We start from the raw sequence: 25,937 nt of genomic DNA on the forward strand, positions 1-25,937 counted from the left end.
TTGCAGGGCTCCGCGCGGCCGTCACTTGCCGAAGCGGCGTTCCCGGTTCGCGTACGAGCGCAGGGCGCGCAGGAAGTCCACGTGCCGGAAGGCCGGCCAGTAGCAGTCCACCCAGTGCATCTCGGCGTAGGCGGACTGCCAGAGCAGGAAACCGGACAGCCGCTGCTCGCCGGAGGTGCGGATGATGAAGTCGGTGTGGTCGGCCACGGGTGAGTAGAGGTGGCGGGAGATGTCGTCGATCTCGAACCGTGCGACCAGGTCGGCGGGGTCGCCGCCGGCCGCCATGTGCTCCTCAAAGGCCCGTTTCACCGCGTCGACGATCTCGCGCCGGCCGCCGTAGCCGACCGCCACGTCCACCTTGAGCCCGCCGCGCCCGGTCGTCGCGGCGGTGGCCTCCTTGAGCACCTGGGCGCTGGCGCCGGGCAGCAGGTCGAGCGAGCCGATCACCTGGACCTCCCAGTCCCGGCCCTCGGCGGTGATGTCCCGGACGGTCTCCTCGATGACCTCGATCAGCGGGCCGAGCTCTTCGGCGGGGCGGCCCAGGTTGTCGTCGGAGAGCATGAAGAGGGTCACGTGCTCGATCCCGGCGGCCGTGCACCAGCCCAGGAACGTGGTCACCTTGGCGCCGCCCGCCCGGTAGCCCTCCCGGACGTCCGTGTGCCCGGCCTTCCGGGCCCACCGCCGGTTGCCGTCGACCATGATCCCGACGTGCTGGGGGCGCGGCAGACCCACCAGGGTGCTGGCCAGCCTGCGCTCGTACACCGCTTCGATGGGCCGCCGGAGGAACAGGGGAAGCAGCTTCATGGACCCTCTCCATCACATGCCGGGCGATGCCGCAGGACCCTACCAGCGGTCCCGGCCACGCCCGGCGGGACGGTGGTTCACCACCCCGCGTCGTCCGGTTCGGTGAGCGGTCCTTCGCTGACCAGGGCGGCCAGCACGAGCGGCGCGTCGCCGTCGCTGTGGCCGACCGTCACGGCGAACCAACGGTCGCCGGAGCCGCCCGGGCCAGCCGCACCGACCGGGCCCCAGACGGTCAGGTCCCCGTACAGGTCCACGGAGAACAGTGCCTGGAACAGGGGTTCCACGGGGGAGCCGCCGCTCAGCCACCGGCGCAGCGGAACGTGCAGTCGGACGGTGGTGTGCGGACCCCAGCGGCGGTCCAACTCCTCCGCCAGGGCGGCCAGATGGGCGTCGGCGGCCTCTTCGGCGTCGTTCCACTCGGGGGCGTACACGCCGGTCAGCGGGTCGCCCTCCCAGAGTGGGACGATGCGGAAGCCCGCGCCCTCGGTGGCGGTCCACTCGCCCGTCGCCGGGTCGCCCTGCGCGAGGGTGGGACCGGCGGGCGGTACGGGGGCGGCGAGGAGCTGTTCGGCCTCGGCCACCGCCCGGGGCAGCGCGAAGGGCTCCCCCGCCCTGGCCGTCACAGCGCGGCCCGGACGGCCGGAAAGGCGATTCCGGAGGTCACAGCACGGCCCGGTCCATCGGGCGGGGCAGCGGCGCCAGGGCCCCCGCCTCGCGCAGGCGCTCGTACGCGCGCACCACCGCCGCGCTGTCGCCGGGTGCCGCGATGCTCAACAGCTCGCCGCCATTGGGGAGTTCCTGGCGGACCGCCGCCAGATCCTCCGGAACGAGGGCGGCGCGGGCCGGGGAGAGGTAACCGGTCCGGCCCACGACCGGGTCGCCGACCGCGTACCCGGCCTCGTCCTCCAGCGCGTCCAGCACGTCGTCGTCGCTCACATCGCCGAAGTCCGGCTCCCAGACCCGGGCGAGGAGCGCGAGGATGTCCTCCTCGGGGACGGGGGCGTCGTCCGGGGCGTGGAGGATCACCGCGAGCGACTGGAGCAGGAACTCCGGCCGCCCGCCCGCCAGTCCGCTGACCTCCGCCTCCCAGCCGGGCGTGCCCGTGCCGACCAGCCGCAGCCCGGTGCCGGTCAGATCCGACCAGTCGGCCGCGCTCTGAGCGGTACGCACCGCGTCGAGCAGGGCTTTCCCGTCGGCCGTGATGGCCGTCGCGGGTCCGTTCCCGTGGACCTGGCTCCAGGCGTCCGCCGCCTGCGGGACCAGGACAGCGAGCCCGTCCAGGGTCTGCTGCCACCGGTCGGCCAGAGCGTCGGCGGACTCGGGCCTCGGACCCCAGAAGCCCCGCACTACACGTCGCATGCTGATCTCTCTCCTCCGTCGCCGGACCGCTCCGGGCCCCCACGCGTGCTCCGGGTCCCCCTCGCGTGCAGGCTACTCGGCTACTCGTCGAAGGCTCCGGGCTTCCTGGTGCTGTCGCCCGGTTTCACCGGGGTGGGGACCACCCTGATCGGCAGCCCCTCGTCCCGGAACGCCTTCCTCGCCGCCTTCGCGACCTCCGGGTCGGAGAAGTGCCACTCCACCGGCTTGCCGCCGGCCGCCTCCACCTGGGCGCGGGCCTCGGCGACGAACTTGTCCTTGCCGGACGGGGTGAGCGTGCCCGGGTCGGTCTTGGAGAGGTAGCTGCCGTAGCCGTTCTTGGCCTCCAGGTATGTCTGCCGGGAGGAGTCCCAGCCGTCGTACTCCACGGCCGGCTTGCCCTCGCGGGGGTGCGGTACGACGTACTCCTGGCCCCGGTTCGTGCCGGTGATCTGCTCCTGGTAGCGGAGCCAGGACTCGTTCTTCCAGTTGGGCGCGGGGTTGCGGTCCCGGCTCGCCCAGTAGCCGTCGCCCGCGTCCGCGTCTCCGAGCGTGCGGCTCTTGAGGTCGTCAGCCCAGGACGGCGGGTTGTAGTTGCGCGGGTCGGAGGTGTCGTTGCGCTGCGGCTCCGGGTGCTGCTTCTTCTCCAGCTCCGCCTTCCGCGCCCGCTCCGGCTCCTCCAGCCGCTTCTGCTCCAGGTGTGCGGCGCGCTCTGCCGCCCGTGCCTCCGCCGCCGCGGCCTTCGCCGCCTCGTCGCAGCCGCCGTTGGCCGCGATCACCCGGCCCGGCGAGCCTCCCGCCAGCACCCCCGTACCGTCGCCGGGGACACCACCGGCCGCCCCGCCCCCGTACCGCACCAAGGGCGGTGGCCCCGAGGCGATGGCGCAGCCGGTCCGGCGTGCCGCGTCCTCGGCGCTGTCGGCCGCCTCGTCCGCCTCCTTGGCCGCCTTGCGTACGCCGTCGAGGTCGCCCGCCTCCGCCGCCTTGCGGGCCCGCCGCGCGGCCGCGCCCGCGTCGCCCGCCGCGTCCGCGATCTCGGAGGCCACCTTGCCGATCTTGCCGAGTTTCCCGGCCTTGCCGACCACCTTGGCCACGTTGTAGCCGGGGATGAAGAGCGAGCCGACGTTCCAGATCACATCGGTGACGGCCCGGGTCTTCTCCCCGTTGTTCCAGCGCTCGCGGACCTCGTCGCCGACGAAGACGTCGTCCCCGACCGTGACCACGGTGTTGACGGAGGCCTTGCCCCAGTCCCAGATCGCGCCCAGGTAGTCGCCGTCGCTCCACTTGTCGCCCGCACCCTGGGAGTCCTTCATCCACTGGTCGCCGAGCTGACGGCCGTAGTCGGCCAGTCCGGCCCACGTCTCGGGCTTGAACAGGTCGATGATCCCGGAGATGTCGCCCCAGATGCCGTCGACCACCAGGCCCTTGAAGACCTGTGTCGTACGGTCCCAGGCGCAGCCGAAGAACCCCCAGCCGCTGCAGTCCTCCTGCTCCTCGGCCTGCTCCCCGCCGCCGTTCTCGCCGTCCCCTTCGGCGGAGGCGGGTACGTCGTAGGCGGCCTCGGGCTCCTCGTGGTCCTCGGGGAAGGTGTCCTCGCCGGTGCCGGGGCGCCCGTCGTCGTCGGGGCCGCCGGTGCCGCCGCCTGTGGTGGTGCCGGTGGTGCCGGAGGAGCCCGTGGTGCCGGTGGTGCCGGAGGAGCCCGTGGAACCGGTGGCCCCCGTCGAGCCGGAGGAGCCGGAGGTCTCGCCGCCCGTGGCACCCGTACCGCCCGTCGCGTCGCCGCCCGTGGCACCCGTACCGCCCGTGACGGTGGAACCCGCGTCCGTACCACCGGATGCACCACCCGACGTACCGCCGGACGCACCGCCCGACGTGTCCCCCGCCTCCACCTCGCCGCTGCCGCCCGAGACCGGGCACGAGCTGCCCGTCAGCGAGCAGATCGCCGACTGGAGCCCCTCCGTGATCCGGCCGCCCAGGCCCCCCACCGTCAGCGCCGCGATCAGCGCGACCACGATCAGGACCAGGCCCAGGTACTCCAGCGCGGACTGCCCCCGGTCCCGCTTCCAGGTGATCAGGTGCGGGAGCGAGAACTTCGGCGGCTCCCCGCGCTCCCGGGGCGGCAGCAGGAACCACGCCCGGCTCTGCGCCCGGCTCAGCAGCACCAGGATCACGACGGGCAGCACCAGCTGCGTGAACCCGTCCGGTGACCCGTCCGCCAGGTTGCCGAGGCCCCCGACGATCAGCCACACCTGGACGGCGACGATTGCCCACCGCACCCGCCTGCCGCCCGTCCGCAGATGCCAGGCCAGCAGCGCGCAGAGCATCCCGGGGGCGGAGGCGTACAGCAGGATGCCGAGCACCTGCGCGCCCATGGCGTCGGCGGCGATCGCGGAGCCGGAGAGGCCGATCGCGCCGAGGGCCGTCGCGCCGAGCAGGACGAGGAGCAGCACCCGTACGACGACGAGCGGGCCCGGAAGGTCACGGTGCGGGGCGGCGGCCGGAGCCGGGCCTCCCGCTACGGGTATGCCACCGACAGCAGACATACGTGATCCGACCCCCGGTGCCCATGAGTGACATGACAACCGGTCACCCTAGGGTCGGGGCGCCACACCCGTCGTGGGCCCCAGGACCCAACCCGGGGCCCAGAGGGGCGGGTTGGTCTCTGCAAAACGCAAGCGGCTGCCGGGCGCCCCCGGTGAAGGGGCGCCCGACAGCCGGGGTCGTGCGGGGTGCTGGGTGCGGGGTGCGTCAGTCGGTGAGGTTCACCGAGCGGGCCGAGGAGGCGCCGATCTCGTCGGCGATCTCGCCGAGCACCGCCTGCGGGACGGTCTCGTCGACGGTGAGGACGACCAGGGCTTCGCCGCCCTCCGCCGCCCGCGAGACCTGCATGCCCGCGATGTTCAGGCCGGCCTCGCCGAGGATCTTGCCGACCGCGCCGACCACACCGGGACGGTCCTGGTAGCGCAGGACGACCATGTGGTCGGCGAGCGCCAGGTCCACGTCGTGCTCGCCGATGGCCACGATCTTCTGGAGGTGCTTCGGGCCCGCCAGCGTGCCGGAGACCGCGACCTCCTCGCCGCCGGCGAGCGTGCCGCGCACGGTGACCACGTTGCGGTGGTCGGGCGACTCGGAGCTGGTGGTGAGGCGGACCTCGACCCCGCGCTCCTGGGCGAAGAGCGGGGCGTTGACGTACGACACGGTCTCGTCGACGACGTCCTCGAAGACGCCCTTGAGCGCCGACAGCTCCAGCACCTTGACGTCGTGCTGGGTGATCTCGCCGTACACCTCGACGTCGAGCCGGGCCGCGACCTCGCCCGCGAGCGCGGTGAAGATCCGGCCGAGCTTCTCGGCGAGCGGCAGGCCGGGGCGTACGTCCTCGGCGATGACGCCGCCCTGGACGTTGACCGCGTCCGGGACCAGCTCACCGGCGAGCGCGAGGCGCACCGACTTGGCGACCGCGATGCCCGCCTTCTCCTGGGCCTCGTCGGTGGAGGCGCCGAGGTGCGGGGTGCAGACGACCTGGTCGAACTGGAAGAGCGGGGAGTCCGTGCAGGGCTCCTTCGCGTACACATCCAGGCCGGCGCCGGCGACGCGGCCCTCCTTGAGGGCGGAGTACAGCGCCTCCTCGTCGACGATGCCGCCGCGCGCGGCGTTGACGATGCGGACCGAGGGCTTCACCTTGTGCAGCGCCTCGTCCCCGATGAGACCGAGGGTCTCGGGGGTCTTCGGCAGGTGCACGGTGATGAAGTCGGCGACCTCCAGGAGCTCGTCCAGGCTGAGGAGCTTGACGCCCATCTGCGCGGCGCGGGCCGGCTGGACGTAGGGGTCGTACGCGACGATCTTCATGCCGAACGCCGACATGCGCTGCGCGACCAGGACACCGATGCGGCCGAGGCCGACGACGCCGAGGACCTTCTCGCTGAGCTCGACCCCGGTGTACTTGGAGCGCTTCCACTCGCCGTTCTTGAGGGCGGTGTTGGCCTGCGGGATGTTGCGCGCGGTGGCGACCAGCAGACCGCAGGCCAGCTCGGCGGCGGTCACGATGTTGGAGGTCGGGGCGTTGACGACCATCACGCCGGCCTTGGTGGCCGAGGAGACGTCGACGTTGTCCAGACCGACGCCGGCCCGGGCGACGACCCGGAGCTTCTTCGCGGCGGCGATGGCCTCGGCGTCGACCTTCGTGGCGGAACGCACCAGGATGGCGTCGACGTCGGCGATCGCGGGGAGCAGCTCGGCGCGGTCGGCGCCGTTGCAGTGCCGGATCTCGAAATCCGGACCCAGAGCGTCCACCGTGGCGGGCGACAGCTCTTCAGCGATGAGTACGACAGGTTTCGAGCTCACGTGAGTCCTCACAAGTCCAGTGCGGACGGCCGTCCCGACGGCCGCAGGCGGTGGAGGGGCTAGCCGCGTGGTAGACGCACGACACTGTGGGCCCTGACGCGTGTATGTGTTGAGAAGTGTAGTGGTGCGGAGGGCCGTGCACTGCGCCCCGGTGGAAGGATCACCCGCACGAGGATGGACGTGGTGTACACCCGTACGGAACGCACCGTTCCGGTGATGCGGAGCGGGACGGGCCCGTCGGACCCGCCCCGCTCCCCCGAGGCCTAGGCCTCTTCGTCGTTCACCCAGCTCATGAGCTTGCGCAGCTCACGGCCGGTGGTCTCCAGCAGGTGGTCGCTGTCGGCCTTCTTGTACTCGTTGTACTTGGGCAGACCGTTGTGGTACTCGGCCATCCAGTTCTTGGCGAAGGTGCCGTCCTGGATCTCGGCGAGGACCTTCTTCATCTCGGCCTTGGTGGCGTCGGTGATGATCCGCGGGCCGGTGACGTAGTCGCCCCACTCGGCGGTCTCCGAGATGGACCAGCGCATCTTCTCCAGGCCGCCCTCGTACATGAGGTCGACGATGAGCTTCAGCTCGTGCAGGCACTCGAAGTACGCGATCTCCGGCTGGTAGCCCGCCTCGGTCAGCGTCTCGAAACCGGCCTTCACCAGGGCGGCGGTGCCACCGCAGAGGACGGCCTGCTCACCGAAGAGGTCGGTCTCGGTCTCCTCGGTGAAGGTGGTCTTGATGACACCGGCCCGCGTGCCGCCGATGCCCTTGGCGTACGACAGGGCCAGCTCCAGGCCCTTGCCCGAGGCGTCCTGCTCGACGGCCACGATGCAGGGAACGCCGCGGCCCTCCTCGTACTGGCGGCGGACCAGGTGGCCGGGGCCCTTCGGGGCGACCATGCAGACGTCGACGCCTGCCGGCGGCTTGATGAAACCGAAGCGGATGTTCAGGCCGTGGCCGAAGAACAGCGCGTCGCCGTCCTTGAGGTTGTCCTTGACGGACTCCTCGTAGACCTGGGCCTGGATCGGGTCCGGGACGAGGATCATGATGACGTCGGCCTCGGCGGCGGCCTCGGACGGGGTCACCACGCGCAGGCCCTGCTCCTCGGCCTTGGCCTTGGACTTCGAGCCCTCGTGCAGACCGACGCGGACGTCGACGCCGGAGTCACGGAGCGACAGCGCGTGGGCGTGGCCCTGGCTGCCGTAACCGAGAACCGCGACCTTGCGGCCCTGGATGATGGACAGGTCGGCATCGTCGTCGTAGAACAGCTCGGCCACTGGGTCTTCTCCTTGGTGTGCAGGTGTTGCGTCCCACCGTACGGCGGGGGCGTCGGGTACGTGATCGGGTCTCGCCATGCGAGCCGGAGCCAGGGGCTCCGCGGGTCAGCTCAGGCGGAGCGGTCGAGGGCGCGCAGGGAGCGGTCGGTGATCGAGCGCGCGCCACGCCCTATGGCGATGGTGCCGGACTGGACGAGCTCCTTGATGCCGTACTGCTCCAGCATCTTGAGCATCGCCTCCAGCTTGTCGGCCCCTCCGGTCGCCTCGATCGTGACGGCCTCCGGGGAGACGTCGACGGTCTTGGCGCGGAACAGCTGGACGATCTCGATGATCTGGGAGCGGGTCTCGCTGTCGGCGCGGACCTTCACCAGGACGAGCTCCCGCTGGATCGCGGCGGACGGCTCGAGTTCGACGATCTTCAGGACGTTGACCAGCTTGTTGAGCTGCTTGGTCACCTGCTCCAGGGGCAGGCCCTCGACATTCACGACGATGGTGATGCGGGAGATGTCGGGGTGCTCGGTGGTACCGACCGCGAGCGAGTCGATGTTGAAGCCGCGTCGGGAGAACAGGGCGGTGATCCGGGCGAGGACACCGGGCTTGTTCTCGACCAGGACGGAGAGCGTGTGCTTTTCGGACATGGGAGTCGTTCTCTCTCTGTCTCTCAGTCGTCTTCGTTGTCGCCGAAGTCGGGGCGGACGCCGCGCGCGGCCTGGACCTCGTCGTTGGAGGTGCCGGCGGCGACCATCGGCCAGACCATGGCGTCCTCGTGGACGATGAAGTCGATCACGACGGGGCGGTCGTTGATGGAGTTGGCCTCTTCGATGACCTTGTCCAGGTCGGCCGGGTCCTCGCAGCGGATGGCGTAGCAGCCCATGGCCTCGGACAGCTTGACGAAGTCCGGGACGCGGGTGCCCTTGGCGGGCTGGCCGTCCGTGTCCGCGCCGGAGTGCAGCACGGTGTTGGAGTAGCGCTGGTTGTAGAAGAGGGTCTGCCACTGGCGGACCATCCCGAGGGCGCCGTTGTTGATGACGGCGACCTTGATCGGGATGTTGTTGAGCGCGCAGGTGGTCAGTTCCTGGTTGGTCATCTGGAAGCAGCCGTCGCCGTCGATCGCCCAGACGGTGCGGTCGGGCGCGCCGGCCTTGGCGCCCATGGCGGCCGGGACCGCGTACCCCATCGTTCCGGCGCCGCCGCTGTTGAGCCAGGTGGCGGGCTGCTCGTAGTCGATGAAGTGGGCGGCCCACATCTGGTGCTGGCCGACGCCCGCCGTGAAGATCGTGCCCTCGGGGGCGAGCTTGCCGATGCGCTGGATGACCTGCTGCGGGGAGAGGCTGCCGTCCTCGGGCAGGTCGTAGCCCAGCGGATAGGTGTCGCGCCAGCGGTTGAGGTCCTTCCACCAGGAGCTGTAGTCGCCGGTGTTGCCGTCGGTGTGCTCGGCCTGGACGGCCTGGACCAGGTCGGCCAGGACCTCGCGGGCGTCGCCGACGATCGGGACGTCCGCGGTGCGGTTCTTGCCGATCTCGGCCGGGTCGATGTCGGCGTGGACGATCTTGGCGTACGGGGCGAAGCTGTCCAGCTTGCCGGTGACGCGGTCGTCGAAGCGGGCGCCGAGGGCGACGATCAGGTCGGCCTTCTGCAGCGCGGTGACGGCGGTGACCGAACCGTGCATGCCGGGCATTCCCACGTGCAGCGGGTGGCTGTCGGGGAAGGCGCCGAGCGCCATCAGGGTGGTGGTGACGGGCGCTCCGGTCAGCTCCGCGAGGACCTTCAGCTCGGCGGTGGCGCCGGCCTTGAGGACGCCGCCGCCGACGTAGAGCACGGGGCGCTTGGCCTGGGTGATCAGCTTGGCCGCCTCGCGGATCTGCTTGGCGTGCGGCTTGGTGACGGGCCGGTAGCCGGGCAGGTCCTGGGTGGGCGGCCAGCTGAAGGTGGTCTGCGCCTGGAGGGCGTCCTTGGCGATGTCGACGAGGACGGGGCCCGGGCGGCCGGTGGAGGCGATGTGGAAGGCCTCGGCGATGGTGTGCGCGATGTCTTCGGCCTTGGTGACCAGGAAGTTGTGCTTCGTGATCGGCATCGTGATGCCGCAGATGTCGGCTTCCTGGAAGGCGTCGGTGCCGATGGCCTTGGAGGCGACCTGGCCGGTGATCGCGACGAGCGGCACGGAGTCCATGTGCGCGTCGGCGATCGGGGTGACCAGGTTGGTGGCGCCGGGGCCCGAGGTGACCATGCAGACGCCGACCTTGCCGGTGGCCTGCGCGTAGCCGGTGGCCGCGTGGCCCGCGCCCTGCTCGTGGCGGACCAGGACGTGACGGACCTTGGTGGAGTCCATCAGCGGGTCGTAGGCGGGGAGGATGCAGCCGCCGGGGAGGCCGAACACCGTCTCGGCGCCGACTTCCTCGAGAGAACGGATGAGGGACTGCGCGCCCGTGACGTGCTCAACGGTGACGGACGGCTGTCCGCCGTTACGGGCGCGCGGCTGCGGGTGGTGGGCCCCGGTGGCCTGCTCGGTCATCGGCATTCTCTTCTCGAAGCTGAGGGTTTTCGCGGGTGGTTTTTCGCGGGTGTTTTGCAGCGTTTTGAGAGGTGTCAGTGCAACAAAAAACCCCTCGTGCCGTGAGGCAAGCGAGGGGAGCGCGCCGGGTGCGGTCCGCAGAGTGTCGTGGAGTGACTCTGCTTCAGCCGACGCGCTTTCCAAGTACGAGAATTCGGGTGCGCATGGCATTGACCCTCTCTCCGGCACGCATGACGTGTCAAGTGGGTGGGACGGGCGTCTCAGCATGTGATCCGGTGAGCAGCGGGATCGAGCCTCCCGCCATCACCGTACGGGGGCCGGGGACGCCGGGCACGGGGAACTGGCCACGCACCAGGGCGCGGCGCAGCCGGTACTCGTCGAGCGGGCCGGAGAAGGCCATCCCCTGGCCGTGGGTGCAGCCCATGGCGCGGAGCGCGAGGACCTGCTCGGGGACGTCGACCCCGTCGGCGACGGACTGGAGGCCGAGGTCGCAGGCGATCCGGAGCAGCCCGCTGGTGATCTTGTGCAGTCTGGCCGATTCCACCACCCCCTCGACCAGGTTCCGGTCGAGCTTCAGCACGTCGATGGGGAGGCGGCGCAGCGCGTTGATCGCGGCGAAACCGCTGCCGAAGCCGTCGAGGGCGATCCGCACCCCGAGGCGGCGCAAGGCGACGAGCCGCTGCTCCAGCTCGTCGAAGGAGACCCGGGGGTCGCTGTCGGCCACCTCGATCATCAGCGCCCCCGACGGCAGCCCGTGGCGGGTCAGCAGCGCCTCGATGGAGCCGAAGGGCAGGGCCTTGTCGAGCAGCCGGGTGGCGGACAGGCGTACGGAGACGGCGACCGGGTGTCCGGCCCTGGCCCGGTCGGCGGCCTGCTTCACGGCCTCCTCCAGGAGCCAGCGGCCGAGCTCGGCGGTGCGGTCGTCGTCGCCGGTGACCCGGAGGAACTCGGCGGGGGTGAAGAGAATGCCCTGGGCGGAGCGCCAGCGGGCCTGCGCGGCGACGGCGGCGACGGAGCCGCTGGCGAGGTGCACGACCGGCTGGTGCAGCAGGGCGAACTCGCCTTCGCGCAGGGCCGTGCGCAGCCGGGTGGCCAGCTCCGAGCGGCGTACGACATCGGCCTGCATCTGGGGGGCGTACAGCTCGACCCGGTCCTTGCCGCCGGCCTTGGCGCGGTACATCGCGAGGTCCGCGTTGCGCATGAGGTCGGTGGGGGTGATGCCGGGCTCGGCGAAGGCGACGCCGATGGAGGCGGCCACCCGGACCTCGCTGGGGCCGATCCGGTAGGGCTGGGAGAGGGTGAGGCGGAGGCGGTCGGCGATCTCGTGGACCTGGTACTCCCGGGCGCCCTGGTCGCGGGTGCCGTCGCCTGTGATGATCGCGGCGAACTCGTCACCGCCGAGGCGGGCCGCGGTGTCACCGGCCCGGACGGACTCCTGGAGGCGGCGGGCGGCCTGGATGAGCAGCTCGTCGCCCGCCTGGTGGCCGATGGTGTCGTTGACGGCCTTGAAGCCGTCCAGGTCGATGAAGAGCACGGCGGTGCCGGAGTCGCCGGCCCGGCGGCCGGTGAGCGCCTGGCGGACCCGGGAGGTGAACAGGGCCCGGTTGGGCAGGTCGGTGAGCGGGTCGTGCTCCGCGCTGTGCTGCAACTGGGCCTGGAGCCTGACCCGTTCGGTGACGTCCCGGCTGTTGAGCAGGAGCCCGCCCTGGTGCCGGTTGACGGTGGACTCGGCGTGCAGCCAGTCGCCGGTGCCGGAGCGGAAGCGGCACTCGATGCGGGTGGTGGGCTCCTCGTGGGGCGGGGCGGCGAGGAAGCGCCGCACCTCGTGGACGACCCGGCCGAGGTCGTCGGGGTGGATGATCGAGGAGAGCTCGGCGCCGACGAGGTCCTCCGCGTCGCGCCCGTAGACTCCGGCGGCGGCAGGGCTCACGTACCGCAGGGTGCCGCTGGGGGCGGCGATCATGATGACGTCGCTGGAGCCCTGGACCAGGGAGCGGAAGTGGTTCTCCTTCTGGGCCAGCTCCTGGGTGAGGGAGATGTTGTCCAGCAGCATGATCCCCTGCCGGACGACCAGGGCGAGGACGACCGTGCAGCCGGTGAAGATGACCACCCGGTCCACCCGGCGGCCCTCGACCACGTTGTACAGGATGCCCAACGTGCAGACGGCGGCGGCGAGATACGGGGTCAGCGCGGCCAGCGACCCGGCGATCGGGCGGCTCATGGCGCGCGGCGGGCCCGGGCGGTCGGTGCCGGGCGCCCTGCTCCGTACGCCCCAGGGCGCGTAGGCGAGGAGCAGCGAGCCGGCGAACCAGCCGGCGTCGAGCAACTGGCCCGAGTGGTAGGTGGAGCGCAGCAGCGGCGAGGTGAACACCGCGTCGCACAGAACGGTCAGCGCCAGGGCGGCGATCGCGGTGTTGACCGCGGAGCGGTTGGCCCCGGAGCGGCGGAAGTGCAGCGCGAGCACCATGGAGACGAGCACGATGTCCAGCAGCGGGTAGGCCAGCGAGAGTGCCGCCGGGCCCACGCTGGCCTCCTGGACGCCCGCCATGTGCGCGGCGTGCGCGAGGGCGAGGCTCCAGGCGAGGGTCAGCAGGGAGCCGCCGATCAGCCAGGCGTCCAGGGCCAGACAGACCCAGCCGGCCCGGGTGACGGGGCGCTTGGCGAGCACGAGCAGTCCGACGATGGCGGGCGGCGCGAAGCAGAGGAAGAAGGCGTCGGCCACCGACGGGGTGGGCACGGGGACACCGAGCACCACCTCGTACCACCCCCAGACGGCGTTGCCGCAGGCCGCCATGAGGGACGAGAGCGAGAAGAGCAGCCAGGCGGGCCGCAGCCGGCCGGCGCTCACCCGGGCGTAGAGGAAGCAGGAGACGGCGGCGACCAGCGCCGCCGCGGCGAGGCCGAAGTCCCCCATGAAGCGGGCCAGTTGCGGCGAGCCCCAGCCGACGGCCGCTCCGACCGAATATCCGGCGCAGACGGTGCCGAGCAGGATGCGGGCCCGCAGCCCCGTGGAGCCCGTGGCGGACTGCGGCGAGAGCCAGGCTCCCAGGACGCTCACCGGAGGGCTCCCCGTCCCGGCCCCGGGCGCCGGCCCAGGGTGGAATGCCTCGGGCGCCGGCCCGGGGTGGAATCCGGCCACCTGCGAGCGCCTCGTCCGGGCAGCGTCGATGGCCGCCGCAGCCCGCTCGGCCGCCTCGGATCGTCTCTCCATGGCCGGCACATCGCCCGTCGCCCCCTCGCGTTCCGATGCTCCCCCCGCGCCGCTCCTGCCCCGGCGCAGCCCTCCGGTCCGGACGATACACCAGGTTCGTCACTCAGGGCCATAGCCTCTCTACGCTCCGTGACGAAACGCGAGGTGGGCGGCACTGTGCGCATGCGGATCACGCCTCGGCGTGACCGGCCGGGGCCCTCCGGGGCGCCTCAGCCGGTGGTGCTGACGACGTTCGCGAGCGGCTCCCCCGCGGCGAACCGGGTGAGCTGCGTGGCCAGCAGCCGCTTGGCGCGCGGTTCGAACGCCGAGGTGCTGCCGCCCACATGAGGCGTGATCAAGACATTCGGAGCATGCCAGAGAGGATGGCCGGACGGCAGCGGTTCCGGGTCGGTGACGTCGAGTGCTGCCCGCAGCCGTCCGGATTCCAGTTCGGCGAGCAGGGCCTTGGTGTCCACGACTCCGCCCCGGGCGACGTTGACGAGGAGGGCCCCGTCCGGCATCGCGGCGAGGAAGTCGGCGTCCACGAGCCCCCGCGTGGAGGGGTTCAGCGGGGTGGAGAGCACGACGACGTCGGCCTCGGGCAGCAGGGCCGGAAGGTCGTCGAGCGTGTGTACGGGGCCGCGCTCGGTGGTCCGGGCGGAGCGCGCGACGCGCGCGACCCGCGCGCACTCGAAGGGCGCGAGCCGGTCCTCGATGGCCGCGCCGATGGATCCGTACCCCACGATGAGGACGGACTTGTCGGCGAGCGCCGGGTAGAAGCCGGACCGCCACTCCTCCTTGTCCTGGCCGTGGACGAAGCCGGGGAGACCGCGCAGGGAGGCCAGGATCAGGGCGAGCGTCAGCTCAGCCGTGGACGCCTCGTGCACCCCCTTCGCGTTGCAGAGGCGTACGCCGGGGTGCAGCAGGCCGAGCCCGGGCTCCACGTGGTCGATGCCCGCGGAGAGCGTCTGCACGACCTGGACGGCGCTCATGGCGTCCATCGGCCGGACGGCGACCTCTGAACCCTTCAGGTAGGGGACGACGTAGTACACGCAGTCCGCGGGGTCGCCGGGGTACTCCGGGCCCCCGTCCCAGAAGAGGTAGTTGAAGGCGTCGGGAAGCCCGTCGATCTCCTCGGCCGGAAAGGGCAGCCACACATCGGCACGCGTCGCGCCGGCAGTCGTCTCAGTCATGGTCAGGAGGCTATGCGACGGGTGTGCGAGTGCTCCAGGACGGCTGCGGGACGGCTGATCGAAGTCGTGGCCGGGCCAGAGGTTAGTTTGGGGTGGACGAGGGAGGGTTCGGGGAGTTGGAGCGCAGGACTATCGGGGCGTCGGGGCTCGCCGTGGGCGCGGTCGGTCTGGGCTGTATGCCGATGAGCTGGGGTTACAGCGCGTCGCAGCAGCACGGTGACCGCTCGGTGCGCACGGTGCACGCGGCACTCGACGCCGGTGTCCGGCTGCTCGACACCGCGGACATGTACGGACCGTTCACCAATGAGCTGCTGGTGGGGCGAGCACTGAAGGGGCGCCGCTCCGAGGCGTTCCTCTCCACCAAGTGCGGTCTCCTGGTGGGCGATCAGCACATCGTCGCCAACGGGCGCCCCGGTTACGTACGACGGGCCTGTGACGCCTCGCTGCGGCGCCTCCAGACCGATGTGATCGACCTCTACCAGCTGCACCGGGCCGACCCGGAGGTGCCGGTGGAGGAGACCTGGGGCGCGATGGCGGAGCTGGTGACGGCGGGCAAGGTGCGTTCGCTGGGGCTGTGCGCGGTGGGGGCGCGCGCCCCGCGCCGGTCGGGCGCCGGGCCGCATGCGGGAACGATCCGGCAACTGGAGCGGATCCAGCAGGTCTTCCCGGTCAGCGCGGTCGAGGCGGAGCTGTCGGTGTGGTCGCCGGAGGCGCTGGAGGAGCTGCTGCCCTGGTGTGCGGCGCGCGGGGTCGGGGTACTCGCCGCGATGCCGCTGGGCAGCGGCTATCTGACCGGGACGCTGAAGCCGGGCCAGGGGTTCGAGCCCGAGGATCTGCGGGCCCGGCACCCCCGGTTCACGGCCGAGATGATGGCGGCGAACCAGCCGGTGGTGGCCGGTCTGCGGCGGATCGCGGAGCGGCGCGGGGCGAGCGTGGCCCAGGTGGCGCTGGCGTGGGTGCTGCGGCAGGGGCCGCACGTGGTGGCGGTGCCGGGCGCGAAGCGGGAGAAGTGGGCGGTGGAGAACGCTCGGGCCGCGGAGGTGGAGCTGGACGAGGCGGACCTGGCGGAGATCGCCGGGCTGCCCCGGGCGCGGGGTTCGTGGGACTGAGGCCGCGCGCCCGGCAGGAGGCGGCGGGAGAATGGGCCGCACCGGGAACTTCTGGCAGGGCCGCGAGGTAGGAACAGGTAGGGCGAAAGAGCCAGTCGGGCAGCCGTCGAAAGGATCGGTCCAGTGCGCGGTGCTGTGTTCGGATCAGTTCAGTCCCCCGCGGTGCGCAGGGGGGTGGTGGCCGCGCTGGCGACGGCCTCGCTGGTCCTGTCCGCCGCGTGCTCCACGGGCGGGGAGGAAGGCACGTCCGGTACGGGCGCCGCCTCGCCGACCGCCTCGCGGAGCCCCGGCTCCCCGTCGCCGGGCGCGTCGGCCGATCTGCCGCCCGCCAAGGGCTCGGCGAAGGTCGTCTCGACCCTGACCGAGGAGCTGAAGTCGCCCTGGGGGCTGACCGCGCTGCCGGGCGGTGACCTGCTGGTCGCCTCGCGCGACGAGGGCACGATCCACCGGATCGACGGCGAGAGCGGGAAGCAGACCCTGCTCGGCTCGGTGCCCGGGGTCTCCCCGGCGGGCGAGGGCGGTCTGCTGGGGCTCGCGGTCCCCTCGACGTTCGCCGCGGACGGCTGGGTGTACGCCTACTTCACCACCACCTCCGACAACCGCATCGTGCGCATGAGTTACGACGAGAAGCGCCCGACCGGTCAGCAGCTCGGCGCCCCGGACACCATCCTGCGCGGCATCCCCAAGGGGAACATCCACAACGGCGGCCGGATCGCGTTCGGCCCGGACAAGATGCTGTACGCGGGCACCGGCGAGATCGGGGACACCGGGCTCGCGCAGGACAAGGAGTCGCTGGCGGGCAAGATCCTGCGGATGACCCCGGACGGGGAGCCGGTGCACGGCAACCCGGAGGCGGACTCGGTGGTGTATTCGTACGGGCACCGCAACGTCCAGGGGCTCGCCTGGGACGCGCAGAAGCGGCTGTGGGCGGCCGAGTTCGGCCAGAACACCTGGGACGAGCTCAACCTGATCGAGCCCGGCGGCAACTACGGGTGGCCCGAGGTCGAGGGCGAGGAGGGCGAGGACGGGTTCATCGACCCGGTCGCCCAGTGGAAGACCTCCGAGGCCTCGCCCAGCGGTATCGCGTACGCGGAGGGCTCGATCTGGATGGCGGGACTGCGGGGCGAACGGCTCTGGCGCATCCCGCTCTCCGGTGACTCCGCCGAGGAACCATTGGCCGACCCCCAGTCGTTCCTGGATGAGAAGCACGGCCGGCTGCGCACCGTGGTGAGCGCGGGCGGCGACCGGCTCTGGCTGGTCACCAGCAACACGGACGGCCGGGGGGAGCCGAAGTCCGGCGACGACAGGATCCTGCTCGTCGAAGTGGGGTAGACGGACACCCCGCGCACCATGTCCGGCCCGCGCACCACGTCCGGAGGGAGCACGACTGTGTTCAATTTCTTCGAGGAGCTCTTCGCCCCGGGGCGCAAGCACGGCGCCGACGAGCGGAAGAGGCTGGAGCTGAGCCGGGTGGATGTCGCCGCCGGTGATCCGGGCCGGGGCCCGATAGACCTCGCCTCCGGCAAGGTGACGGTCCGGGCGCCGGAGGCGGAGCCGGTGGACGGCCGGGGCGACGGGGACGACGGGCCGCCGGCCTAGCGGGGCCGTACACCGGAACGCCCCCTGAGCGGCCCCCGGCCGCCCGGCCGTCGTCATGGCCCGGTCGCGAAGAAGACCGTGGCGGCGACCGCCAGGAGCAGGAAGCCGCCCGGGAAGGCGAGAGTGCGGAAGACCCGTGCCCGGACGTGCGCCAGGACCGCGCCGAGGAAGAACGCGGTCAGGCCGGCTCCCGCCGCCAGGCCCAGCCGGGGATCCCCGAGCAGGCCGGCCAGCACGCCGAGCGCGCCCGCCAGCTTCAGGGTCGCCAGATACGGCAGCGCGGTGGGCGGGACCCGGACCGCTGCCGAGTTCGCCAGGACGAAGGGTGCCCGTACGTAGTCCGCGATCGCGATGGACACGTTCGCGACGGCACACACCACCGTGGCGATGATCAGTGGGGAAACGGAGCTCATGGCGTCGGAATCTCCTCGGGAGGGGACAGGAGCGGGAGGGGACAGGAATGGGTTCGATCGACCGTCCTGACGTCCGCCGGCCCGAAAACGTGACACCCCTGCCGGTCACGGTCGAGGAGTTCGAGGCGGCACGGCCACGTCTCCTGTCGGCCGCCCACCGCATGCTGGGCTCGGCCCAGGATGCCCAGGACGCCGTTCAGACCGCCTGGCTGCGGGCCGCCACCGCCCCGGCCTCACCGCCGGTCGACAACCCGTCGGCGTGGCTCACGACCGTCACCGCACGGGTCTGCCTGGACGAGCTCCGTGCCCGGCGCCGTCGCAACGAGGCACCGTTGTTCGCGGACGCCGTCCCGGCCGTGGAGCTGGCCGCGGACGAGGCGTTCCTCCGCACGGAGGACGTCTCCCGGGCGCTCATGGTCCTGTTGAGCCGGCTGACCCCGCCGCAACGGGTCGCGTACGTCCTGCACGATCTGTTCTCCCTGCCGTTCGACCGGGTCGCCGAGGTGCTGGGCGGGACGGTGGCCGGTGCCAGGCAGCACGCCAGCAGGGCCCGCCGACGCCTCGGCCCCGCCCGGGAGACGCCGGAGCGGACCGGTGCGGCGGACGGGCCGGACCCGCGGATCGTGGGCGCCTTCCTGACGGCGGCCCGGACGGGCGACACCCGCCGGATGCTCCAGTTGCTCGCACCCGACTGCGTCCGTGACGCCGACGCGGCGCTCCTGCCTCCCGGGGGCCGCACCACGGTCACCGGCGCGGCCGGCATCGCCGCCGAGACGGCGCACTTCCGTGATCGCATCGCGGCGGTCTGCACCCTCGGAGCCGCCGGCCGGCCGTTGTACGTCATCGCCCCCGGGGGACATCCCCTCGCCACGCTGGAGATCGGCACGGCCGGCGGGCGGGTCACACGCATCACGTTGCGCTCGGCCCGCGCCGATGGCCGTTTCGCCGAGGCGAGGGGTTACGGAACCGGGTAGAGCCGGAGGCGGTGGGCGAGGGCCGCCGCCTCGCCCCGGGAGGCGACGCCGAGCTTGGCCAGGATGTTGGAGACGTGCACGCTCGCGGTCTTCGGTGAGATGAACAGCTCCTCGGCGATCCTCCGGTTGGTGTGGCCGGCCGCGACCAGCCGGTGCACGTCCTGCTCGCGCGGGGTGAGCCCGAAGGACTCGACGGCGGTGGTCTCGGGGTGCGCCTCCTCGCCGGGTCCGGAGGCGTCCAGGGAGATCCGGGCCCGCGCCGCCAGCTGACGGGCCGCCTCGGCCAGCGGGCGGGCGCCGAGGCGGTCGGCGGCGGTGTGGGCGCCGCGCAGCGGGTCCGCCGCGGCGGACCGGTCGCCGGGGGCGGTGAGCAGCGCCTCGGCCCAGCGGTGGTGGGTCTGCGCCAGTTCGTACGGGCGGGACAGCGGGGCGAACGCGGCCGCCGCGCGCGCCCAGTGGTCCGGGGTGTCGGCGCCCTCGGCGCGGGCCAGTTCGGCGTCGATCGCCAGTCCGTGTGCGGCCCAGACGGGGACGAGCAGGGGCAGCCGCCGGGCGTGCCGGCGGATCAGGGCCAGCGCCGCCGGGCGCCCCGGCTCGGTGGCGGGCAGCCCGCGGGCGTCCGCCTCGATCGCGGCGGCGGCCTGGAGCAGCGGCAGCGCGTCCCGCTGGGTGCCCGTCGGGAAGCCCCGCGCGGCCACCTCCTCGAAGACCTCCCGCGCCTCGGCGGTCCGGCCGCGCGCCGCCGCCAGCAGCATGGTGTGCCGGGCCAGGGGGATCTGGTACTGGGGCTGCGGATCGCGCCGGCCGAAGTGCTTCCGGGCGAGCGCGAGCTGCTCCTCGGCCTCGGCGAGGTCTCCCCGGGCGAGGGCCAGTTCGGTACGGCGTGCGGCGGCCAGGCCCTTGGGCTCGGGAATGAGGGCGAGGCGTTCCACCGCCGCGGCCGCGCACTCGCTCCGCGCCCAGTGGCCGAGCGAGAAGAAGGACTGCGCCTGGTTGGCGTACACCCAGGCGCCGGAGTCGGCCAGGCCGTGGCGGTGGCAGACCTCGATGCCGTGGTCGGCGGCGGCCACGGCCTCCAGCGAGCGGCCCATGGCTTCGAGGGAGGAGGGCAGGTTGATGCTGACCCGGCCCACCAGGTGGACCAGCCTCCGTTCGTCGGCGCGGTCGCGGACGGCGTACATCTCGGCGAGCCCGTCCTCGACGCCCCCCGCGTCGGCGGTGAGCCAGCCCCGGGTGAGGCGGGCGTGCAGCTCGATGTACTCGTCGCCGACGAGGCGGGCGTACTCCACCGCCCGGTCGCTGTCGGCCAGTGCCTGCGGTCCCGGCTCGTGCAGCGCCCGCCAGCTCGCCACATGGGTGAGCACTTCGGCGTGCACGGCGGACGGCGGCAGGCCGCGTACGAGCTCCTGCGCGGTGGCCAGCTCCTCCCACCCGTCGCCCCGGTCGAGCCCCTGGGTCAGCCGGGAGCGCTGGACCCAGAACCAGGCGGCGCGCAGCGGGTCGCCCTCGGTCTCCAGGGTCCGCAGGGCCTTCTTGCACAGGGCCAGGGCGCGTGAGCGTTCACCGCAGAAGCGGGCGGCGACGGTGGCCTCGGCCAGCACGTCGAGGTGGCGCAGCGGGGTGGCGGCGCTCTCGTCGCCCGAGGCCGGGTAGACCTCGGCGAAGTCGAAGGGGCGCAGGGTCTCGCGTACCGCGTCGGGCACCTCGTCCCACAGCTCCATCGCCCGCTCCAGCAGCCGCAGTTGCTCGGCGTAGGCGTAGCGGCGCCGGGCCTCCACGGCGGCGTGGAGCACGGCGGGCAGGGCCTTGGCGGCGTCGTGCGCGGCGTACCAGTAACTCGCCAGGCGGGTGGTGCGTTCGTCCTCCCGGACCAGGGACGGGTCGGCCTCCAGGGCTTCGGCGTACCGGCGGTTGACGCGGGTGCGCTCACCGGGCAGCAGGTCGTCGCTGACGGCCTCGCGGACCAGGGAGTGGCGGAAGCGGTAGCCGCCGCTGTCGGGGGCGGGTTGCAGCAGGTTGGCGCCGACGGCGGCGCGGAGGGCTTCTTCGAGGTCGTCGTCGCCGAGCCCGGCGACGGCGGCCAGCAGTTCGTGCTCGACGGAGGAGCCGCCCTCGGCGACGATCCTGGCGAGCCGCTGGGCGTGGTCGGGGAGCGCCTCGACCCGCACCAGCAGGAGGTCCCGCAGCGACGCGGAGAGGCAGGAGCTGTCGCCGGAGCTCTCCATGGAGCGGGCCAGCTCCTCGACGAAGAACGCGTTGCCGTCGGAGCGTTCGAAGATCTCGTCCACCACCGCCGCCCCGGGTGTCACCGCGAGGATGGAGGTGAGCTGGTGGCCGACCTCGTCGTGGCTGAACTGGCCGAGCTCGACGCGGGTGACGGTGCGCAGCCGGTCCAGCTCGGCGAGGAGGGGACGCAGGGGGTGGCGGCGGTGGATGTCGTCGGCGCGGTAGGTCCCGACGACCAGGAGGCGGCCGCTGCCCAGGGTGCGGAAGAGGTAGGCCAGCAGGTGCCGGGTGGAGGCGTCCGCCCAGTGCAGGTCCTCCAGGACGAGGACGACCGGGCGGTCGGCCGATATCCGTTCCAGGAGCCGGACGGTGAGCCCGAAGAGGCGGGCGGTGCTGTGCTCGTCGGTCGCGTCGCGGGGGGCCTCGCCGAGCTCGGGGAGGAGCCGGGCCAGCTCGCCCTCCTGTCCGGCGCTCGCGGCGGCCATCTCCTCGGGCAGAGCGCGGCGCAGGGCGCGCAGGGCGGCGGGGAAAGGGGCGTACGGCAGCCCTTCGGCGCCGATCTCCACGCAGCCGCCGACGGCCACCACGGCACCGCGCCGGGCCGCCCGGCCGGCGAACTCCTCCACCAGCCGGGTCTTGCCGACACCCGCCTCACCGCCGATCAGCAGCGCCTGCGGTTCACCGGCCCCGGCACGGGCGAGCGCTTCGGTGAGCGCACCGAGCTCCGCGGCGCGTCCGACGAACCTGGGGCTGACTGACCTGGTCTCCACAGTCTGGAGCATCGCATACGGGTCCACGCGGACGGCACCGTTTTCCGTCCTGGCGATCATGGTCTCAGCGCGGCGCGGACGAAGCCGGCGAGGCGACCCCGGCCCCGGCCCCGGCTCACCCGCCCTCCGGGGTCGCCGCGCCCGGCACGGCGCTCGGCCCGGCGGGCGAGGCGGACCAGGCGGACCTCACGCTCGGCCTCGGCCCGGCGGATGAGCTCGGCGGAGGTGCTGCGGTACAGCGCGTCGTCGTACATGAGGTGCTCCCTGGTGCCGGTCGCAGCGGAGGCGGGGAAGCCGGCCGGCCGGTCGGCCGGGGCTCTGCTTCCGCTGTGCCTCCACTGTCGTGGGCCAGGGGGTGGGGCCACATCGGGTGAGTGCCGCATCTTCGCCGGGCGGGGGGCCTCAGGCCCCGGGGCCGGATGCCTTAGGCCTCAGGTGCGGTAGCCGGATGCCCCAGGCCCGGGGGCCGGATGCCTCAGCTCCTCCTGTCCGGGGCTCAGCGGCTCCTCGTATCCGGGGCTCAGCCCGCCGGTGTGCCCGCTACCGGCAGGGAGAGGAACAGGTCGAAGTACATGCCTGCGGAGATCAGCACGCCGAGGGTGCCGAGCGCGATGCCGGCCAGCGCGACCGCCCGGATCCAGGCGGGCTGCGGCCGTGTGGCGGGGGTACCGAAGGCGGGGCGGGCCAGGACGAAGGCGCCGACGAGCAGGGCCAGCACCGCGAAGACGCCGTTGACCAGGGCGGTGGTGTGCCAGGCGTCCCCGTAGATCTCGGAGATCTGCTGGGCCGCGCTGGAGCCGCCGGCGGTCTGGATCTGGCCCATCAGGGTCTCGCGCTCGGCGGCGACCCGGCCGGACCAGGCGCCGGTGAGGGCGACGATGCCGAGGGCGGCGGAGACGACGGCCGTGGCGCCCGCGCCAACGCCGTGGCGGGCCTCGGTGAAGGGGTCGGGCTCCAGGCCGTCGGGCTCCGGACCGTCGGACTCCAGGCCGCCGTCCTCGGCCTGGTCGGTGGCCTCTGCCGGTACGGCGGCCTCATCGCGGTCCTCCGCCGGTACGGCAGCGTCGTCGCCGGCCCCCGACGGGGTGGCGGTCGCAGTGGGGTCCTCCGTGACGGCGGCGTCGGCGGTGCTCTTCCCGGGGTCGTCGGCGGGCGCGTCCTTCTTGGACAGGTCGGTCGTCTTGGAGGGGGTGGTGTTCATGTGCCGCACGCTAGGGGTCCCGGATGAGAACCCGCTTAACGCCGGGGCTCAGCGCCCGGTGCGGGCCCGCCATTCCGGGGCCAGCACGGACCAGATCTCCGAGTCGTGGCGCACTCCCCGGTAGAGGTAGTTCTGCCGGATCACCCCGTCACGGGTCATGCCGAGCCGCTGGGCGACGGCGATCGAGCGGGTGTTGGCGGCGGAGGCGTCCCACTCGATGCGGTGCATGCCGCGCTCGTACACCGCCCAGTCGATCAGCCGCTCGGCGGCCCGGGTGATCAGGCCCCGGCCCTGGGCGGCGGGCTCCAGCCAGACGCCGATCTCGCAGTTGCCCGACTCCGCTTCGAAGATCCGGAACAGGACCCCGCCGACGAGGGTGGACTCCAGCCAGATGCCGTACAGCCGTCCGGTGTCCGCCGCCTGCTTCTCCGCGTACCGCCGGAGCAGGTCGCGTGCCGAGTCCAGGTCGGTGGCGAAGGAGGCGAACGGGATCCACGGGTCGACCAGCTCCCGGGCCCGGTCCATATGGGCCAGGAACTCCTCGGCCTGCCAGACCTCCAGCGGGCGCAGCTCGGCCTTGTCGTCACCCAGGGATATGGCGAACATCGTGCTCCTCCTTTGCCGGCGCGGCGTCCTCCTCCGTGACGCGCGCACCCGGGATCTTCGCATGATCCACCGCACTGTCGGGCGGTTCGATGCTGATCCGGGGCAGCCGGCGGTCCAGCCAGCCCGGCAGCCACCAGTTGGCGCCGCCGAGCATGTGCATCAGGGCGGGCACCAGCAGGGTGCGCAGGACGAAGGCGTCCAGGGCGACGGCGGTGGCCAGCGCGATGCCGAACATGGCGATCACGCGGTCGCCGCTGAGCACGAAGGCGAGGAAGACGGAGATCATGATCACGGCGGCGGAGTTGATCACCCGGCTGGTCTCGGCGAGGCCGACCCGGACCGAGCGCCGGTTGTCGCCGGTCTCCAGCCACTCCTCGTACATCCGGCCGACCAGGAAGACCTGGTAGTCCATGGAGAGGCCGAAGAGGACCGAGACCATGATCACCGGGAGGAAGGGTTCGATGGGCCCGGCGCTGCCGAGGCCGAGCAGCTCACTCCCCCAGCCCCACTGGAAGACGGCGACGACGACTCCGAAGGAGGAGGCGACGGCGGCCACGTTCATCACGGCGGCCTTGACCGGGATGCCGATGGACCGGAAGGCCAGGAGCAGGAGCAGGCAGCCGAGGCCGATGACGACCCCCACGAAGAGGGGCAGCTTGCCGACGATGATCTCGGCGAAGTCGTCGTAGCTCGCCGTCACCCCGCCGACGTACGTCTCCAACGAGCTGGTGTCCGTGACCGGCGGCAGCACGTCCTCGCGGATGCGGTCGACCAGCTCGCTGGTCTCCTGCGACTGGGGCGCGGAGTCGGGGACGACGGTGAGGAAGGCGGTGTCGCCGCTGCTGTTGTACGTGACCGGGCTGACCGAGGCGACGCCTTCGGTGGTACGCAGCTTCTCGGGCAGCGAGTCGAGCGCGAGCCGGTCGTCGGCGCCGTCGAGCTGGGCGGCGATGGTGAGGGGGCCGTTGACGCCGGGGCCGAAACCGTCGGCGATCAGGTCGTAGGCCTGCCGGGTGGTGGAGGTGGCCGGGTTGTTGCCCTGGTCGGAGGTGCCCAGGTGGAGACCGAGCGCGGGCAGGGCGAGGACGGTCATGACGACGGTCGCGATCACGCCGAGCAGCTTGGGGTGGCGCTCCACGAAGGCGGACCAGCGGGCGGCGAAGCCGGTGGGCAGCTCGGGGCGCGGGCCGTGCTCGGCGAGCTGCCGGCGTTCGCGGCGACTGAGGGCCCGCATCCCTATGCGGGAGAGGAGAGCCGGCAGCAGGGTGACGGAGGCGGCCACGGTGAGGACGACGGTGAGCGAGGCGGCGATGGCGACGCCGTTGAGGAAGCTGAGCCGCAGGATCAGCATGCCGAGCAGGGCGATACAGACGGTGGCCCCGGCGAAGACGACCGCGCGTCCGGTGGTGGTGACGGCGTTCTGGGCCGCTTCGTCGACCGACATCCCGCGCCGGAGCCCTCTGCGGTGCCGGGTGACGATGAAGAGGGCGTAGTCGATGCCGACGCCGAGCCCGATGAGCATGCCGAGCATCGGGGCGAAGTCCGCCACGGTCATCACATGGCCGAGCAGGACGATGCCCGCGTAGGCGGTGCCGACGGAGACCAGGGCGGTGGCGATGGGGAGCAGGCTGGCGGCGAGCGAGCCGAAGGCGAGGAAGAGGACCACGGCCGCGACGACCACGCCGATCGCCTCGGCGATATGGGCGGAGGGCGCCTCGGTGAGGGCGACGGCGGTGCCGCCCAGCTCGACCTCCAGCCCGTCCGCCTCGGCTCCCTTCGCGGTGTCCACGAGGGCCTGGGCCTGGGAGACCGGGATCTCGTCGGCGGGGCGGTCGAAGGTGACCGTGGCGTAGGCGGTGCGGCCGTCCTCGCTGATCTGGCCGGTGGACTCGGCGCCGTACGGGCCGGTGACCGCGCCGACGCCGGGCAGGGCGTCGATCGCGTGGAGGGTGCGGGTCATCGTCTGTTCGACGTCGGCGGCCCGGACCGTTGAGCCGGTGGTGTGCCAGACGACGGTGTCGGTGTCGCCGCCGAGGTCGGTGAAGCCGCGCGAGAGCAGTTCGGTGGCCCGGCCGGACTCCGTACCGGGCACCTCGTAGTCGTTGGAGTACGCGGAACCCGCGAACCCCGCCGCGGCGGCTGTGCCGCCGAGGGCGGCGAGCCAGATGAGGACGGCGAGCAGACGGTGCTTGATGCACCAGCGGGCGATGGCGGCCAACGGACGGGCTCCCTGCGGGTTCGTGGACCTTTACCCGCAGATGGATGGATCTGCCCGTAAACGTCACATGACCTGAGACCGCCACTCTCTCAGCAGAAAGTGATCCTTTGTCCGTTTCGTGGCCATGGTCACAGGGGTTGATCTCCTTCCTACATGGCGC

Annotated in this window: 20 protein-coding genes; 4 read left to right on the forward strand and 16 right to left on the reverse strand. The window is 72.5% G+C overall.

Features of this window, described 5'->3' with window-relative positions:
- Positions 1-21: 21 nt before the first annotated feature.
- From R2B67_RS08800 to R2B67_RS08845, 10 genes are all read right to left on the reverse strand, one after another.
- Positions 22-804, reverse strand: a complete 783-nt coding sequence (locus tag R2B67_RS08800) for an isoprenyl transferase (protein ID WP_030573379.1) — start codon at positions 802-804, stop codon at positions 22-24.
- 77 nt (positions 805-881) lie between these two features.
- Positions 882-1,427 (reverse strand): hypothetical protein, encoded by a 546-nt coding sequence (locus tag R2B67_RS08805; protein WP_317817209.1) that lies wholly within the window; start codon positions 1,425-1,427, stop codon positions 882-884.
- A gap of 37 nt (positions 1,428-1,464) precedes the next feature.
- Positions 1,465-2,163, reverse strand: a complete 699-nt coding sequence (locus R2B67_RS08810; RefSeq protein WP_317817210.1) for a serine/threonine-protein kinase — start codon at positions 2,161-2,163, stop codon at positions 1,465-1,467.
- Between the two features lie 80 nt (positions 2,164-2,243).
- A complete protein-coding gene (locus tag R2B67_RS08815) occupies positions 2,244-4,703 on the reverse strand; it encodes a Tox-REase-5 domain-containing protein (protein ID WP_317817211.1) in 2,460 nt (819 codons plus the stop codon).
- 205 nt (positions 4,704-4,908) lie between these two features.
- On the reverse strand, positions 4,909-6,501 hold the full coding sequence (gene serA, locus R2B67_RS08820) for a phosphoglycerate dehydrogenase (protein WP_109979694.1): 1,593 nt from the start codon (positions 6,499-6,501) through the stop codon (positions 4,909-4,911).
- A 263-nt stretch (positions 6,502-6,764) separates the two neighbouring features.
- Positions 6,765-7,766, reverse strand: a complete 1,002-nt coding sequence (gene ilvC / locus R2B67_RS08825; RefSeq protein WP_003966071.1) for a ketol-acid reductoisomerase — start codon at positions 7,764-7,766, stop codon at positions 6,765-6,767.
- A 110-nt stretch (positions 7,767-7,876) separates the two neighbouring features.
- On the reverse strand, positions 7,877-8,404 hold the full coding sequence (gene ilvN / locus R2B67_RS08830; RefSeq protein ID WP_018509735.1) for an acetolactate synthase small subunit: 528 nt from the start codon (positions 8,402-8,404) through the stop codon (positions 7,877-7,879).
- A gap of 23 nt (positions 8,405-8,427) precedes the next feature.
- Positions 8,428-10,284 (reverse strand): acetolactate synthase large subunit, encoded by a 1,857-nt coding sequence (locus tag R2B67_RS08835; protein WP_026241039.1) that lies wholly within the window; start codon positions 10,282-10,284, stop codon positions 8,428-8,430.
- 232 nt (positions 10,285-10,516) lie between these two features.
- Positions 10,517-13,336, reverse strand: coding sequence for a putative bifunctional diguanylate cyclase/phosphodiesterase (locus tag R2B67_RS08840; RefSeq protein ID WP_317817212.1), 2,820 nt, complete (start codon positions 13,334-13,336; stop codon positions 10,517-10,519).
- Between the two features lie 362 nt (positions 13,337-13,698).
- On the reverse strand, positions 13,699-14,661 hold the full coding sequence (locus R2B67_RS08845) for a 2-hydroxyacid dehydrogenase (RefSeq protein WP_317817213.1): 963 nt from the start codon (positions 14,659-14,661) through the stop codon (positions 13,699-13,701).
- A gap of 152 nt (positions 14,662-14,813) precedes the next feature.
- On the opposite strand from R2B67_RS08845, the gene R2B67_RS08850 reads away from it, so the two are divergent.
- From R2B67_RS08850 to R2B67_RS08860, 3 genes are all read left to right on the forward strand, one after another.
- Complete coding sequence (locus tag R2B67_RS08850) at positions 14,814-15,770, forward strand: aldo/keto reductase (protein ID WP_018509739.1); 957 nt, start codon at positions 14,814-14,816, stop codon at positions 15,768-15,770.
- A 123-nt stretch (positions 15,771-15,893) separates the two neighbouring features.
- Complete coding sequence (locus R2B67_RS08855) at positions 15,894-17,102, forward strand: PQQ-dependent sugar dehydrogenase (RefSeq protein ID WP_317817214.1); 1,209 nt, start codon at positions 15,894-15,896, stop codon at positions 17,100-17,102.
- A gap of 57 nt (positions 17,103-17,159) precedes the next feature.
- Complete coding sequence (locus tag R2B67_RS08860) at positions 17,160-17,369, forward strand: DUF6191 domain-containing protein (protein ID WP_317817215.1); 210 nt, start codon at positions 17,160-17,162, stop codon at positions 17,367-17,369.
- A 53-nt stretch (positions 17,370-17,422) separates the two neighbouring features.
- Here the strand turns inward: R2B67_RS08860 and R2B67_RS08865 are convergent, their stop codons facing one another.
- Positions 17,423-17,782: a DoxX family protein gene (locus R2B67_RS08865; RefSeq protein WP_317817216.1), complete on the reverse strand. Its 360-nt coding sequence runs from the start codon at positions 17,780-17,782 to the stop codon at positions 17,423-17,425.
- Positions 17,783-17,829: 47 nt separating this feature from the next.
- Between R2B67_RS08865 and R2B67_RS08870 the strand changes: the two genes are divergently transcribed.
- On the forward strand, positions 17,830-18,756 hold the full coding sequence (locus R2B67_RS08870; protein WP_381074135.1) for a sigma-70 family RNA polymerase sigma factor: 927 nt from the start codon (positions 17,830-17,832) through the stop codon (positions 18,754-18,756).
- Here R2B67_RS08870 and R2B67_RS08875 read toward each other — a convergent pair.
- The 5 genes from R2B67_RS08875 to R2B67_RS08895 all read right to left on the reverse strand — a co-directional run bounded on the left by R2B67_RS08875 (position 18,741) and on the right by R2B67_RS08895 (position 25,777).
- Positions 18,741-21,812, reverse strand: coding sequence for a helix-turn-helix transcriptional regulator (locus tag R2B67_RS08875; protein WP_317817217.1), 3,072 nt, complete (start codon positions 21,810-21,812; stop codon positions 18,741-18,743). The genes R2B67_RS08870 and R2B67_RS08875 overlap by 16 nt on opposite strands.
- Positions 21,809-22,006 carry a hypothetical protein gene (locus R2B67_RS08880; protein WP_018509745.1) on the reverse strand — a complete coding sequence of 66 codons (198 nt, stop codon included), beginning with the start codon at positions 22,004-22,006 and terminating at the stop codon, positions 21,809-21,811. Before R2B67_RS08880 ends, R2B67_RS08875 begins: the two co-directional genes overlap by 4 nt.
- Positions 22,007-22,272: 266 nt before the next feature.
- Positions 22,273-22,953, reverse strand: coding sequence for a hypothetical protein (locus R2B67_RS08885; RefSeq protein WP_317817218.1), 681 nt, complete (start codon positions 22,951-22,953; stop codon positions 22,273-22,275).
- 48 nt (positions 22,954-23,001) lie between these two features.
- Positions 23,002-23,559, reverse strand: a complete 558-nt coding sequence (locus tag R2B67_RS08890) for a GNAT family N-acetyltransferase (protein ID WP_317817219.1) — start codon at positions 23,557-23,559, stop codon at positions 23,002-23,004.
- The gene (locus tag R2B67_RS08895) at positions 23,537-25,777 is read right to left on the reverse strand and encodes an MMPL family transporter (RefSeq protein ID WP_317817220.1); all 2,241 of its coding nucleotides are present in this window, start codon (positions 25,775-25,777) and stop codon (positions 23,537-23,539) included. The genes R2B67_RS08890 and R2B67_RS08895 overlap by 23 nt, the downstream gene beginning before the upstream one ends.
- Positions 25,778-25,937: the final 160 nt, after the last annotated feature.

The sequence above is a fragment of the Streptomyces cyaneofuscatus genome (assembly GCF_033109485.1).
Taxonomy (GTDB): domain Bacteria; phylum Actinomycetota; class Actinomycetes; order Streptomycetales; family Streptomycetaceae; genus Streptomyces; species Streptomyces cyaneofuscatus.

Bases quoted from the DNA above. Each gene is read 5' to 3' on its own strand.
- R2B67_RS08815 (WP_317817211.1), bottom strand. From the start codon at position 4,703: ATGTCTGCTGTCGGTGGCATACCCGTAGCGGGAGGCCCGGCTCCGGCC.
- R2B67_RS08880 (WP_018509745.1), bottom strand. From the start codon at position 22,006: ATGTACGACGACGCGCTGTACCGCAGCACCTCCGCCGAGCTCATCCGC.
- R2B67_RS08870 (WP_381074135.1), top strand. From the start codon at position 17,830: ATGGGTTCGATCGACCGTCCTGACGTCCGCCGGCCCGAAAACGTGACA.
- R2B67_RS08885 (WP_317817218.1), bottom strand. From the start codon at position 22,953: ATGAACACCACCCCCTCCAAGACGACCGACCTGTCCAAGAAGGACGCG.
- R2B67_RS08865 (WP_317817216.1), bottom strand. From the start codon at position 17,782: ATGAGCTCCGTTTCCCCACTGATCATCGCCACGGTGGTGTGTGCCGTC.
- R2B67_RS08890 (WP_317817219.1), bottom strand. From the start codon at position 23,559: ATGTTCGCCATATCCCTGGGTGACGACAAGGCCGAGCTGCGCCCGCTG.
- R2B67_RS08845 (WP_317817213.1), bottom strand. From the start codon at position 14,661: ATGACTGAGACGACTGCCGGCGCGACGCGTGCCGATGTGTGGCTGCCC.
- R2B67_RS08875 (WP_317817217.1), bottom strand. From the start codon at position 21,812: ATGATCGCCAGGACGGAAAACGGTGCCGTCCGCGTGGACCCGTATGCG.
- R2B67_RS08810 (WP_317817210.1), bottom strand. From the start codon at position 2,163: ATGCGACGTGTAGTGCGGGGCTTCTGGGGTCCGAGGCCCGAGTCCGCC.
- ilvN (WP_018509735.1), bottom strand. From the start codon at position 8,404: ATGTCCGAAAAGCACACGCTCTCCGTCCTGGTCGAGAACAAGCCCGGT.
- R2B67_RS08800 (WP_030573379.1), bottom strand. From the start codon at position 804: ATGAAGCTGCTTCCCCTGTTCCTCCGGCGGCCCATCGAAGCGGTGTAC.
- R2B67_RS08835 (WP_026241039.1), bottom strand. From the start codon at position 10,284: ATGCCGATGACCGAGCAGGCCACCGGGGCCCACCACCCGCAGCCGCGC.